This is a genomic window from Candidatus Thiodictyon syntrophicum (genome assembly GCF_002813775.1).
GTDB lineage: Bacteria > Pseudomonadota > Gammaproteobacteria > Chromatiales > Chromatiaceae > Thiodictyon > Thiodictyon syntrophicum.
This window is the reverse complement of record NZ_CP020372.1, coordinates 144,683-157,378: the sequence shown is the minus strand read 5'-3', so window position 1 is coordinate 157,378 and position 12,696 is coordinate 144,683. Positions and strand designations below refer to the sequence as shown.

At 66.7% G+C, this 12,696-nt stretch carries 10 protein-coding genes; 3 read left to right on the top strand and 7 right to left on the bottom strand.

Annotated elements, in window-relative coordinates; translation table 11 throughout:
* Window positions 1-121 precede the first annotated feature (121 nt).
* Together THSYN_RS31880 and THSYN_RS31875 are read right to left on the bottom strand one after the other, a co-directional pair.
* Window positions 122-2,068: an acyl CoA:acetate/3-ketoacid CoA transferase gene (locus THSYN_RS31880; protein WP_100923097.1), complete on the bottom strand. Its 1,947-nt coding sequence runs from the start codon at window positions 2,066-2,068 to the stop codon at window positions 122-124.
* A 119-nt stretch (window positions 2,069-2,187) separates the two neighbouring features.
* Window positions 2,188-2,610 carry an HIT family protein gene (locus THSYN_RS31875; protein WP_100923096.1) on the bottom strand — a complete coding sequence of 141 codons (423 nt, stop codon included), beginning with the start codon at window positions 2,608-2,610 and terminating at the stop codon, window positions 2,188-2,190.
* Between the two features lie 482 nt (window positions 2,611-3,092).
* Between THSYN_RS31875 and THSYN_RS31870 the strand changes: the two genes are divergently transcribed.
* On the top strand, window positions 3,093-4,985 hold the full coding sequence (locus THSYN_RS31870; RefSeq protein WP_100923095.1) for a potassium transporter Kup: 1,893 nt from the start codon (window positions 3,093-3,095) through the stop codon (window positions 4,983-4,985).
* 142 nt (window positions 4,986-5,127) lie between these two features.
* Here the strand turns inward: THSYN_RS31870 and THSYN_RS31865 are convergent, their stop codons facing one another.
* Both THSYN_RS31865 and THSYN_RS31860 read right to left on the bottom strand, forming a co-directional pair.
* A complete protein-coding gene (locus THSYN_RS31865; protein ID WP_100923094.1) occupies window positions 5,128-5,604 on the bottom strand; it encodes a MaoC family dehydratase in 477 nt (158 codons plus the stop codon).
* 52 nt (window positions 5,605-5,656) lie between these two features.
* Entirely contained in the window at window positions 5,657-5,998 is a 342-nt protein-coding gene (locus tag THSYN_RS31860) for a hypothetical protein (RefSeq protein WP_157818085.1), read from the bottom strand.
* A gap of 516 nt (window positions 5,999-6,514) precedes the next feature.
* On the opposite strand from THSYN_RS31860, the gene THSYN_RS31855 reads away from it, so the two are divergent.
* Window positions 6,515-8,857, top strand: coding sequence for a PQQ-dependent sugar dehydrogenase (locus THSYN_RS31855; RefSeq protein WP_236849083.1), 2,343 nt, complete (start codon window positions 6,515-6,517; stop codon window positions 8,855-8,857).
* 312 nt (window positions 8,858-9,169) lie between these two features.
* Window positions 9,170-9,874 (top strand): Crp/Fnr family transcriptional regulator, encoded by a 705-nt coding sequence (locus tag THSYN_RS31850; protein ID WP_100923091.1) that lies wholly within the window; start codon window positions 9,170-9,172, stop codon window positions 9,872-9,874.
* A gap of 82 nt (window positions 9,875-9,956) precedes the next feature.
* Here THSYN_RS31850 and THSYN_RS31845 read toward each other — a convergent pair whose 3' ends face one another.
* The 3 genes from THSYN_RS31845 to fhcD form a co-directional block, all read right to left on the bottom strand.
* Complete coding sequence (locus THSYN_RS31845; RefSeq protein ID WP_100923090.1) at window positions 9,957-10,715, bottom strand: SapC family protein; 759 nt, start codon at window positions 10,713-10,715, stop codon at window positions 9,957-9,959.
* A 174-nt stretch (window positions 10,716-10,889) separates the two neighbouring features.
* On the bottom strand, window positions 10,890-11,702 hold the full coding sequence (locus THSYN_RS31840) for a formylmethanofuran dehydrogenase subunit C (RefSeq protein ID WP_100923089.1): 813 nt from the start codon (window positions 11,700-11,702) through the stop codon (window positions 10,890-10,892).
* A complete protein-coding gene (gene fhcD / locus THSYN_RS31835) occupies window positions 11,699-12,604 on the bottom strand; it encodes a formylmethanofuran--tetrahydromethanopterin N-formyltransferase (protein WP_100923088.1) in 906 nt (301 codons plus the stop codon). The genes THSYN_RS31840 and fhcD overlap by 4 nt, the downstream gene beginning before the upstream one ends.
* Between the last annotated feature and the right edge of the window lie 92 nt (window positions 12,605-12,696).

Sequence of the window (12,696 nt, the reverse complement as noted above, 5' to 3'; positions counted from 1 at the left end):
GCTCGGACCCGGACCCAAGAACCGCCCAAGGCCGCTGGTGCCCGCGCTGAAGGCAGGTCCCTCATGTTTCGTCCGGCTCGGCGGCCTGGACCAGATGCGCACAGCGCGCCCTCCTGCCGCCTCAGCCCCCACCGCCCTGCAGATGCGCCCGCGCCTCCGCCTGGCTTTCATAGATGTGCGGCGCGACATTGCGCTGGGACAGTGCGCGGCCGAGCTTCAGCAACATGAAGGTGCTGGTGGTATAGCGCGTGACCCTGGCGTAATAGCGCTCGCACAGGTCCGCGACCATGGCGATGTACTCCCCTTCGAGGTCGGGGCGGATGCTGAAGTGGTCATAGTTGACGATGACGTCCACCTTATGGCCCAGGGGGGCGAGGCGGGCGGTGATGGCGGTACGGGCGGACTCGATGTCGGCGCTGCTGTGGATGGCCAGGCGCTCACAGTTGAAGAAGAACAGGTTCTCGCGCGGGTTGTAGCTCAGGCGCTCATCGATGGTGACACCGAGCAGGTCGTTGCGCAGGCCCATCGGCTCGGGCCGGAAGAGACGCTCGTCCATGAGGCGGGGCGGGCGCTCCATGATGGGCCGAAAGTCCATGCGGGCCAGGATGTCGCGTTCCAGATCGACCCCGGGGGCGATCTCGATCAACTCCAGGCCCTGCGGGCGCAGGCGCAAGACGCAGCGCTCGGTGACGTAGAGCACCGGCTGGCCCTTGGCGGCGGCATAGGCGCCGCTGTAGGTGCGGTGCTCGACCTGGTCGACGAACTTGACCGCCGGGCCGTCCTCGATGATCCGCAGTTGCCCGTCGGCGATCTCGATGCGGGACTTGCCGGCGGTGAAGGTGCCGACGAAGATCAGCGTCTTGGCGCACTGGCTGATGTTGATGAAGCCCCCGGCCCCGGCCAGCTTGGGGCCGAACCGGCTGACGTTGACGTTGCCCTCGCGGTCGGTCTGGGCCATACCCAGACAGGCGAGATCAAGCCCGCCGCCGTCATAGAAGTCGAACTGCGACGGCTGGTCGAGGATCGCCTGGGGATTGGTGGCGGCGCCGAAGTTGGCCCCCCCGGCGGGCAGACCGCCGATGGTCCCGGGCTCGGTGGTGAGGGTCAGCAGTTCCAGGACCTGCTCCTCGTTGGCCACGTTGGCCACCCCCTCCGGCATGCCGATGCCTAAGTTGACGACGCTGTTGGGCCGCAGCTCAAAGGCGGCGCGCCGGGCGATGACCTTGCGCACGCCGAGCGGCATGGGGGCGATGGACTGCATCGGCACCCGCACCTCCCCGGCGAAGGCGGGGTCATAGGGGGTGGAGAGGGTCTGCCAGTTGTGCTCCGGGTCCTCGGCGACCACCACGCAGTTCACGAGCACGCCGGGAATCTTCACCGCCTTGGCCGGCAGGGTGCCGCGTTGGGCGAGTCGCTCCACCTGGACGATCACCAGCCCCCCCGAGTTGTGGACGGCGCCGGCGATGGCGAGCGACTCCAGGAACAGGGCCTCCTTCTCCATGGTGATGTTGCCGTCCGCGTCCGCCGTGGTGCCGCGCAGCAGGGCGACGTCGACCGGTCGGGCCGGGTAGAAGAGACACTCCTCCCCGTGGATGGTCATCAGCTCCACGAGGTCTTCCGTGGTGCGGGCGTTGAGCTTGCCGCCGCCGTTGCGGGGGTCGACGAAGGTGCCGAGCCCGATCCGCGAGAAGACCCCGAACCGTTTGGCGGCCACCTCCCGGAACCAGTGCGAGATGACCCCCTGCGGCAGGTTGTAGGCCTCGACCTGGCCCGCCACCGCCATCTTGCCGAGTTTGGGGGCCAGACCCCAGTGCCCGCCGACGATGCGCCGCAAGAGGCCCTCGTGCGCCAGGTGGTTGAGCCCGCGCTCGCCGCCGTCGCCCTGGGCGGCGGCATACATCAGGGTCAGGTCGCGCGGCTCGCCGGTCTCCTTGAAGCGCTCCTCCAGAGCGATGGCCAGGCCCTCCGGGAAGCCGATGCCGGCGAAGCCGCCGCTGGCCAGGGTCGCCCCGCTGTGGATCAGGCGCACCGCCCTTCGATGTCGCCTGTGCTCTGTCCGCTGGCGCACGGAGCTACCCCAATGCCGTTGGAGTTAGGCGCTGCCGACTTCCACGCGCAGGCAGGGGAGTCTGCCTGGGACCCCTTTGCGCTGTTGATTGCGGTGTGCCTTGGTGGAAAAGCTGCCGGTCACGATTTCAGGGCAGCGGCAATTCTTGCCGCCAGCGCCTTGATCTGTTCCGGCTGCGCGTGCTCGTGACCATGGGTACCGACCCGCTGCCCGTCCTGCATCGGGATGATGTGGACATGATAGTGGAACACGGTCTGGCCGGCGGCGGCGCCGTTGGTCTGCATGATGCGGATGCCATCGGGGGCCAGCGCCTGGTGCACTGCCCGGGCAATGCGCTGCGCGACGATCGTTACGGCGCACAGGTCGGCCTCGGAGATGGCCAATAAATCCGGCGCATGAATCTTTGGGATCACCAGGGTATGACCGGGACTGGCCGGCCGGATATCCATGAAGGCTAAGGTCGCTGCGTCCTCATGCACCCTGATCGCCGGGATGTCGCCCCGCACGATGCCGCAGAAGACGCAGTTGGTGTGGTCGGACATGGCGCAATCTCGCTGTGATGGGTGGCCCCGGGGGCCTCGATCATCATTCCGGCCGCCTCTGCGGGTGACATCCGTCGCGGCCTGGGGGCCGCTCCTACGGTGTAGGAGCGGCCCCCAGGCCGCGACGGGTTGCCGCAAGGGCAGCTGGCCGCAGTTATGATTAAGGCCGCCCCAGGCTAACGTCAGACGGTGAGGATTTCCAGTGGAGTTGCGCCTGGAATTTGGCTAACCTCAGCAGACGGGCGTCCCATGGCGCCGATCCAGGGCCCGTCGCCCGCCACCTTGCAGCCTTGGCTGACCGCGCTCCTGGTGGAAAACGCGTCGAAAAAACAACCGCCCGGTCGCCGCATGGGGCAGACGCCGCACGGGACCATCCGAGCGGGGGCGGGGCGCCTGAGCGTGGCGGCCCGCACAGATCCGCGGCCCGACCCGCCAACCTCGCGAGGCAAAGCCTTGCTCGCTTATGGAATCTGTCCTTGTCAATGAGCCTCTCACTGAATGGCCAAGCAGCGCCGCGTGGGCGCTTGCCCGCCTTGTCTCTGGCGGCCCTGGGCGTCGTCTACGGCGACATCGGGACCAGCCCCCTGTATGCCATGCATGCCGTATTCGCCAACGATCGCCATCCCGTCCCGGTGGATTCCGAAAACGTCCTGGGCGTGCTGTCGCTGGTGTTTTGGTCCTTGGTGATCGTGGTTTCGCTGAAATACGTGACGCTGATCCTGCGCGCCGACAACCGCGGTGAGGGCGGCATCATGGCCCTGATTGCGCTGGTGCAGCGACGCCTGGCGAATCAGCCCGTGGGTCAACGCCTGATCGTGCTGGGCCTGCTCGGCGCCGCACTGTTCTGTGGCGAGGGGATCATCACCCCGGCCATCTCGGTCCTGTCGGCGGTCGAGGGACTGGAGATGGTCACCCCGGGTTTGGACGATTGGGTGATACCCTTGACGCTGGTGATCCTCCTCGGACTCTTCGCCGTCCAGCGACGCGGCACTGGACAGATGGGGAACTGGTTCGGACCCATTATGGCGGTCTGGTTTCTGAGCATCGGCGCCTTGGGTATTGCCGCCATTGCCGGGGAACCCGGCGTGCTCGCCGCCATGTCACCCCTCTATGCCGTCAAGTTTTTCGCGGGCCACCCCCTGCTCGCGTTCTTCTCACTCGGGTCCGCGGTGCTGGCGATCACCGGGATCGAGGCGCTGTATGCGGACATGGGTCATTTCGGCCGGGCCCCGGTGCGGCTGGCCTGGACGGTCGTGGTGTTCCCGGCCCTGGTGCTGAACTATTTTGGCCAAGGGGCACTGCTGCTGGCCCATCCGGAGGCGGTCGACAACCCCTTTTTCCGGCTGGCGCCGGGCTGGGCGCTGTTGCCGCTGGTGGTGCTGGCCACGGTGGCCACCGTCATCGCCTCGCAGGCGGTGATCTCCGGGACCTTTTCGCTCACCCGCCAGGCGATCCAACTCGGCTATCTGCCGCGTATGTCCATTCTGCACACCTCCCATGAGACGCGTGGCCAGATCTATGTCCCTGTCATCAACTGGGCGCTCTTCGTCGCCGTGGTGGTGCTGGTGCTGAGCTTCGGCAGTTCACAATCATTGGCCGCCGCCTACGGTATCGCGGTGACCGGCACCATGAGCATCACCACCGTCCTGGCCTTCGTCGTGGCGCGGCGGCGGTGGCGCTGGGGCCCGGCCCGGACCTTCCTGGTGCTCGGCATCTTCCTGGTGATCGACCTGGCCTTCTTTGGGGCGAACCTGCCCAAGTTCAGCGATGGGGGCTGGCTCCCGCTGGTGATCGGCGCACTGGTCTTCATCCCGATGAGTACCTGGCGGCGCGGCCGGGCACTCCTGGTCGAGCACCAGGCCCGCGATAATATGTCGCTTGCGCTCTTCGTGCCGCTGATTGAAGCGGAAGGCATCCCGACCGTGTCGGGCACCGCGGTCTTCCTGACGGGCCGCCTGGGCCAGGTGCCGCACTCCCTGCTGCACAGTCTGAAGCACTATCGCTGTCTGCACGAACGCGTGATCATTCTGAACGTAGCGGTATCGAGCCAACCCTATGTCGCACCGGAGCGGCGGGTGCGGATCGAGCAGGTCAACGCCCGCTTCTATCAGTCGCGGATGGAGATCGGTTTCATGGATACACCCAAGGTGCCGGATGTCATCGCAGCCTGGCAGCGCTGGGGCATCCCCTGCGATCCGGAAACGACGACCTTCTTCCTCGGCCGCGAGACCCTGGTGCCGTCGCGGGGCATCCCAATGGCCATCTGGCGACAAAAGATGTTTATCGGCATGTTTCGTAATGCCAGTAATCCGGCGGCCTATTTTGGCCTGCCGCCCAACCGGGTGGTCGAACTCGGGGCCTTGGTCAATCTGTGAAGCGCGAGGCCAGGCGGCGCAACTGCCGCCGGGCGTACGGCCGACCCCGCGTCCGGCGCATTCAAACCGCACCAGGCGCGGCAGGTGGGCAGCGAACGCCGAGCCGGATCAACGGCCGCGGACTTGCTGCTGCCCATGTTCGTCAATCCACGCAACCGCTCTGCTGCGTCTCCCACCACTGCCGATAGCCCTCGTCCGGCGCCAGGACCCGGGCCTGGCCATTGGTCAGACGCGCGCCCTGTGCGTCCGTGACGGCCAGGTCGATGTCGATGATCGCACCCTTGATGCGGGTGATCTCGAAGGTTACGACCACCTCCTCACCCGGGAGGACCGGCTTGCGAAAGCGCTCGGGCACAAAGGACAGCCCGAGCGCGCCGTCGCCCGGGAAGCGGGTGCCGAAGAGGCCTGAGACGGTGCTCTGGATCAGCCCCCCGGGCACCACGATGTCCGTCACCCCCGGGAAGCGGCGGCGCGCCGCCTCCAGGTCCCGGTGGATCGCATTGGCATCGCCGGTCAGGGCGCAGTAGGTATCGACCTGCTCCCGGGTGAAGCGCAACCGCGCGCTATGGCGTTGACCCACCGTCAGCATGGCGGCGGTGAGGCAGTCGGTCTTGGTCATCGAGCGTCCCCCGGGGCGCCGTCGCGGCGACCGCCGGGATGGGGTAGGGGGCTCATACCACCACCACCCGCGGTTGCTCGGCGACCACCACCAGGACCTCGGCCGGGGTCGCCCCGGCCGCCTTGATGGCCAGCCGCCGAATCGCCAGGGCCTCGGCCGCCCCCAGGGCGAGGTTGAGCCAGGTCACGGGATCATCCTCTGCCGTCAGCCAGTCCAGGACCACCCACTCGGCCGGGGTCTGTCCCGGGCCCCAGGCACCCGTGTAGCTCGGTGCACAGTACCCGAGCCGCCACCCCCCGGTCTCGCGGGCCAACAACAACCGGCGCCCTTGGTCGGCGTCCTCCGCGGTGGTCAGGTCCTTTGCGATCCGCTCCACCAGTTCAGTCTTCGTCATCTTCATCACCTTCAAATCACGGTTTCACAGGCGGCCCCCAAGCCCACACGGCCTGGGGGTCCGAAGCTGCGAGCATTTCAGCACCTTTTTCCCTTACGTCAAGCGGTCTAAGAGCCGGCCGGTCCCGACCAGGCCGGCAGCCGTTCCTTCGACTCAGACCCCGACACCTTAACCCGGATTATCCTCCGGGTCGTTATCCGGGCGCTAAGCCGCCGCGATGGTCGGCTCAACGGGTCGATATCCTTTGCTAAACAAGGCGGAGGCCGTTGGGCCGCAGCAGGATCGGCCGGACCGGGGACAACGGCGTACTTGCTTTCCAATCGACCCGCGCTATAGTCACGAGACAAAGCCGAGTGTTTCAGTAGGGCATCGCGGAAAAATTCGTCGGCGGCCCGCGCGGGCTTTTCACCGTTTGCATGACTTGGCGCCGCTGGGCCATGCCCGTTCATCGAGCGATCGTCATCCAGCGATCGAAGCGACCAACAAGACAGACGAGGAGACACCAGTGTGAAACAGATGCCCTACCCCAGGACAGCGGCAATCGCGGCAGGACTGTTATGCCTGACGACCGTCCTTCCCGCACCTGCCTCGCTCATTGCGAACGGCGGTTTCGAGGCGGGGTTTGCCGCCTGGACCAGGGTCGATCAGCTCGGCAGCGAGGGCACCTTTGCGGTTCAGAGCGGAACCTTAAGTCCGCTGGGTCTGGAGACGACGCCGGCGCCCCCGGGCGGCAACCAGGCCGCGATGACCGATGCCGAGGGTCCCGGCAGCCATCTGCTTTACCAGGATTTCGTGGTCGGCGCGCTCGGCGCGGTACTGCGTTTCGACCTCTTTATCGGCAATCGCGCGACCCAGTTTGCCACCCCGCCCTCCGGCTCCCTCGCCTTCGACCTGACCAGTCAAACCGGCGCTGCCACCCTCAATCAGCAGGCCCGGGTAGATATCATGACGGTCGGTGGGGACCCGTTCAGCATCGCGGCCGGCGATGTCGTGTTGAATCTGGTGCAGAGCGCCGTCGGCGACCCGCTGGTGTCGGGCTACACACCCTATGTCTTCGACCTGAGCGCCCTCTTCGCCGCTCATGCCGGCCAGACCTTGCGTCTGCGTTTTGCTGAAACCGACAACATCCAGGGGTTCCAACTCGGGGTGGACAACGTGAGTCTGGACGAACTCCCGGCCCCTGGAACCCTGAGCCTGTTCGCAGCGGCCGTCGCCGCGCTCGGGGTGCGCCGGCGCCATCGCGTTGTCCGGTCCCGGGGCGGTCCGGACAGCCGACGCCGCAAGACCCCTGAACCAGGACTGCGGCAGCACGCGTCCCCTGCGACCCGGCCAGGCTGGACCTGGCCGCGGCGGATCCCAAGGCGCGTCGCCGCTTCCCTCCTGATCGCCGCCGGCCTGTCGCTCGGACCGTTGAGCCCGGTTCAAGCCGATACGGATCCCCCGACCCTGCTGGACCCGAATCTCGTGGTCACCACCGTCGTCAATATCGGTCTCTCCCAGCCCATCGGGATCGTCTTTCTCGATGCCGACGACTTCCTGGTCCTCGAAAAGGCCACGGGCCGGATCAAGCGTGTCATCGGCGGCGCCCTCCAGGCCGCGCCGGTGCTCGATCTCCCGGTCAATGCGGCCTCCGAGCGGGGGCTGCTGAGCCTGGTCCTGAGCCCTGGTTTCCCGGACGATCCGTCTGTCTACATCCGTTGGACCGAGAGCAGCACCAGTGCCGACTCGACGGTGACGACTGAGGTGCCGCTGCTGGGCAATCGGGTCGACCGGTTCCTGTGGGACGGCACCAGCCTGGTGTTCGCGAACAATCTGATCCGACTGCGCGCCCTGCAGACCGACAACATCGCCGTGCCCGGACATACCGGGACCAATAACGTCGCCCCCGCCGGTAATCATAACGGCGGAGTGATGAAATTCGGCCCGGACGGTAAACTGTACCTCTTCATGGGCGACCAGGGCCGTCGCGGCTGGATGCAGAATCTCGTCAATGGTCCCTTTTTCACCGCACCTCAGGTAGACGATACCTTCGGTGGTCCCGAACCTGACAACAATCACCTGTCCGGTGTCATCCTGAGGCTCAACACCGACGGCACGGCGCCCTCCGACAATCCGTTCTTTGCCCTCGGCGCGTCCATCGGCGGAGAGGTCGGGGCCAATCTCCAGAAGGTCTTCTCCTACGGTCACCGCAACGGCTTTGGCATGGCCTTCGATCCCGCGAGCGGCGCCCTGTGGGAGACCGAGAATGCCGACGATGCCTACAGCGAGATCAACCGGGTGGTGCCCGGGATGAACGGGGGCTGGATTCAACTGGCAGGACCATCCAGCCGCTTTGCCGACTGGAAGCTCATCGAGACCACCCAGTTCAGCAACGCACTGCAGCAGGTCCGGTATCCGCCGACCCGGGCCGCCTACCGGTTCAATCTGGCGCAGGCGCGCATGTTCATGCTCTCGGGTGCCACCTATGTCGACCCGGACTTCAGTTGGCGCTATGAGACCGGTCCTTCCGGTGCGGCCTTCGTCGTCGGCGACACGCTGGGGGTGGACTATAACGGGACCTTCTGGATCGGGTCGGCGCGATCATTCGCCCAGGTCGGGGCCAATGGCGGCAGTCTCTACCGCTTCAGACTGACCGCGGATCGCCTGCATCTCGACCTCAGCGCTGACCCGCGCCTGGCCGACCGAGTGGCGGACAACCTGTTCCGGACGCAGAAGTTCGAGGGCACGGAGAGCGAGACCCTGAAGATCGGCAGCAACTTCGGCACCACCACGGACATCGAGCAAGGCCCGGACGGCAACCTGTACGTCGTCTCGCTCACCGACAACGCCATCTACAGGATCAGTCGCGCGGGCAATTAGTGGTCCGGCCCTGGTCGGGCGCCCATCCCCCGGATGCAGCTGAGCTGCGAATAGCCGGGGGTTCCGACCAGGATTATTCGTACATGTACTGGCTAAGCGGGATGGTTGGCTGGCTGGAAACTGCGTGTCGATGCGTTACAGCCGATAATGTCTCTTATGTAAAGTCATGGAGGCGGGGACGGGCGGCGGCCCGCGCAACGCGACAAGCCGACCGAATCGTCACCCACTTGCTCAGCACCGGATGCGCTGCTTTGGCCTGTCACTGTCGCTTGCGGGCATACTGCCCGATACCGTGTCACGAGGCCATGAATCATGATCGAACTGCTGCGCAAGGCGCCCCTGCTGTCGGGGTTGAGCACCGAGCAACTGGAACGGGTGGCCGGCCACGCCGTTGCCATCCACTTAGACGAGGGTCAGTGGCTGTTCCGCCAGGGGGACCCGTCACGCCGCTTCTATTTCGTCGAGCGCGGGCAACTGCGGCTGTTCCGGCTGTCGCCGGATGGGGTCGAGAAGGTCATCGAGATCGTCTCGCCGGGGCAGACCTTCGCCGAGGCCCTGATGTTCCTGAAGGCGCCGCGCTATCCGGTGTGTGCCGCGGCCCTGGAGCCGACGGAACTGATCGGCATCGAGGCCGCAGCCTTCGCCGCCATGCTACGCGAATCCGTGGACACCTGTTTCGTGGTCATGGGGGCATTGAGTCGGCGCCTGCGCGGTCTGATCGCGGAGATCGACAACCTGACGCTGCACAGCGCCACCAGCCGGGTCGCGCGCTATCTGCTGGCACAGGTGTCGGCAGACCGGCCGGAATTTGTGCTGGAGGTCCCCAAGGGGGTGCTGGCGTCGCGCCTGTCGATCCAGCCGGAGACCTTCTCCCGCGTCATCCGGCAACTGACCCAGGATGGGGTCGTGGCGGTCCAGGGCGCGCAGGTCACGGTCAGGGACCGCGCCGCGTTGAGCGACTTGGCGGGGCTCACGGATGCAGCGGAGTTGGGGGGCAAGCCGGGCGACGGGCGCTGAGTCTGGTTGGGCCCTGCCGGCTTATCCCGGGCCTTTCTGCTGGTTGAGGGGGCGGCGGTCCACACAGCGGACCTGACGGGGCTCAGTGGGTGACAGGGGCGGCGTCGCCCTCCCCGGCCGAGGCGGCCCCGATGCGCTCGAGCATCCGGTTGAAGTGTTGCAGTGAGTGCAGGTGCAGATAGATCAGTTCCAGTTCGTCGCTCAGCGCCAGGTCCGCCAGGGCCTCGCGCCCCACGGCCTTCAACCGGGCGCGATTCACCGCCATGAATCCGGTGAGGTTGTGCTGCGCACCGCCCGGCAGCTTGAACTGCGCCTGCATGGGCTCCAGGAGACCCAGGTCCTGCAGATGCCTGCAGAAGGCGCGCGTATTCTGGTGCTGGACCTGATACTCCTTGACGAAATTCAGGACCCCTTCCAGGTATTGGGTGCGTTCACCCGCGGTATCGAAGAGTTGCTCGCCGCGGCCCTCGCGGTTACAGCCGCTGAAGGACTCGTCGATGCACAGGGTAAAGGTCTTGCCATCCTCACTGGCGGCAAAGACAAAGGGGTAGCGGCGCACGAAGGCGGGGACATAGGCGCCATCCCAGGCACCGCCCGCCTTGACGAACAGGTTGTGCCCGGCCTCCACACCCAGGATCACCACCGGCATGACCGCCTCGCCCTCACCGGCGAACACCACCGCGTATTCGGCCGCCGCCCGGGCGATCTCGACCGCCGTCAGCGGCACCGAGTGCGCCTTACGGGCAAACCCGAAGTCGCCCCCGGCCTTCACCGACAGCCCCAGGTGGCGCTGACTGGACACCGGCACGGCGGTATCATAGAAGAGGAGTTGCGTGGCCATAGGATGGTCTTTCGCTGGTTGCAGACAATGACGAGATGCCCAGGGCCATATCCTTACCCAGGTCTCGAAAGAAGAAATTCTCTCACGGAGACACGGAGGCACAAAGAAGAAATACCCAAGCGTCTCTTCTCTGTGTCTCCGTGTCTCTGTGAGAGGATTCAAGAGATCCGGGCCTCAGGTCCAGACCAGGACCTCGCCCTGACCGCCGTAGCCCAGGTCGCCGAGCCAACGGTGGACGCGGATCCCGCGGGCCTGGAGTTGGGCGAAGGGGCCGGACAGCCCGGCGAGCTCGCGGGTCAGGAGGGCGAGAAAGCCCGGTTCTTGAGTCCCGTTGGGGTTGAAGGTCGGGGGCAGGCGCGGTTGCGAGGTCAGCAGCAGGGTGCCGCGGCGCATGGCGAACCCCAGGTTCGCCCCGGTGCGGCCCAGGACGACGATGGTGCCGGCGACCAGACGGGAGCCGCAGTAGTCCCCGGCGTCGCCGCCGATCAGGATCAGGCCGCGCCGTTGGTGGTCGCCGACCCGGTCCCCGGCGTTGCCCCGGACCTGGATACGACCACCGCGCATTCCGCGCCGCTCGCCCGGGATGGCGGCCCCCAGGAAGTCGCCGGCGTTGCCGCCGATCTCGATGCTCCCGCCGGTCATGCCGCTGCCGGCGAAGGGGCCGGTGTCGCCGCTGACGCTGATGGTGCCGCCGCGCTGCTGTCGGCCCAGGTAGGCCCCGGCGCGGCCCTCGACGCGGATTCGTCCGTGGCCCATACCGGTACCGATGCCGTCCAGGCGGTCACTGTCGCCGCGGATCAGGATGTCATCGGTGTCCCCGGCGGTCACGGTAAAGAGGTCGCCGAGCCTGGCCTCCTCATTACCGACCCACAGCGGCAGGCGCCGGATCGCATCCGCCGAGCGGCCCGCGAGCCGGTCCGGGGTCAGGGCCGCGAGGTCGATGCGCGGCGTCGGGGGCGCCGTCAATTCCAGGGTCAGTGAGGTCATGCTTGGTCAGCCAGTAGCTCCCGCAAATGGAAATGAAACTGCCCGAGCTTGCCGCCATAGTTGCCGGCGGAGATGCGCAGCACGCCCGACGCGGCGCCCAGGGCGCAGATGGCTTCGATGCCGACCCTGGTCGCCTCCCGCACGTCGGCCTCGGTCAGGCCGTTGATGACGATCTCCAGCACCGCGCCGACGTCCTCCGAGAGACTGGAGTGCACCAAGCCGCGCAACGTCGGGCAATAGGCATCGTTCGTGGATGCCATCAGTGCCTTGTATTTGGAGCCGACCTTGGAGCCGGAGCGGGCGATCCCGCCCGGGAAGGGCAGCAGTACGCGCGGCAGGCGCCGGATCGCCAGAACCGCCCGCTCGCAGGCGTCCAGGGCCTGCGGCAGGGTGCGGGCCAGGACCAGAAAGTTACCGCCGCCCACCGCGCTGGTACGGGTCGTGACCTCCTCGCACAGGAATTCACCGTCCATCACCGGGACCCGCCAATAGCGCCGGCCGCCGATGCGCTTGGCGATCTGAAAGCCGTCGCCGAAGTAGCGCAGGTTCTTGCCCAGGGGGACCGGCTTCTCACCCTCCATGCCGGAGAAACAGGCGGTGCTGGGGCAGGTCAGGACGCACTGACCGACCCGGCGCTCCACCTGCTTCTCCAATTCCTTCCCGGACATGGCGAACAGCAGGACACTGACCCCGGGTCGACCGTCCGGGGTCGCTTCCGGCGCAAGCTCAGACTCGATCCCCGCCTCCGCCCCGCAGCCGATGACCGAGGTGGCGAAGCCGGTCATGGTCTCCCCGGCGATCCGCGCCCAGCGGGGGTTGATGGCGGTGACGATGAGGCGCGCGGCCGTCATGCCGAAGGCCTCGGCGAAGGTGTCATCGATGGCGATGCCGTTCTTAAACATCCGCAGGGTCCCGAGAAGATGATTGGCCGCAAATGAACGCAAACGAACGCAAATGAAACACCATGCTGACGGTGACATTAAGCCCGCTGGGA

Bases quoted from the DNA above. Each gene is read 5' to 3' on its own strand.
- THSYN_RS31875 (WP_100923096.1), bottom strand. From the start codon at position 2,610: ATGTCCGACCACACCAACTGCGTCTTCTGCGGCATCGTGCGGGGCGAC.
- THSYN_RS31870 (WP_100923095.1), top strand. From the start codon at position 3,093: ATGAGCCTCTCACTGAATGGCCAAGCAGCGCCGCGTGGGCGCTTGCCC.
- THSYN_RS31865 (WP_100923094.1), bottom strand. From the start codon at position 5,604: ATGACCAAGACCGACTGCCTCACCGCCGCCATGCTGACGGTGGGTCAA.
- THSYN_RS31860 (WP_157818085.1), bottom strand. From the start codon at position 5,998: ATGACGAAGACTGAACTGGTGGAGCGGATCGCAAAGGACCTGACCACC.
- THSYN_RS31855 (WP_236849083.1), top strand. From the start codon at position 6,515: ATGCCCTACCCCAGGACAGCGGCAATCGCGGCAGGACTGTTATGCCTG.
- THSYN_RS31850 (WP_100923091.1), top strand. From the start codon at position 9,170: ATGATCGAACTGCTGCGCAAGGCGCCCCTGCTGTCGGGGTTGAGCACC.
- THSYN_RS31845 (WP_100923090.1), bottom strand. From the start codon at position 10,715: ATGGCCACGCAACTCCTCTTCTATGATACCGCCGTGCCGGTGTCCAGT.
- THSYN_RS31840 (WP_100923089.1), bottom strand. From the start codon at position 11,702: ATGACCTCACTGACCCTGGAATTGACGGCGCCCCCGACGCCGCGCATC.
- fhcD (WP_100923088.1), bottom strand. From the start codon at position 12,604: ATGTTTAAGAACGGCATCGCCATCGATGACACCTTCGCCGAGGCCTTC.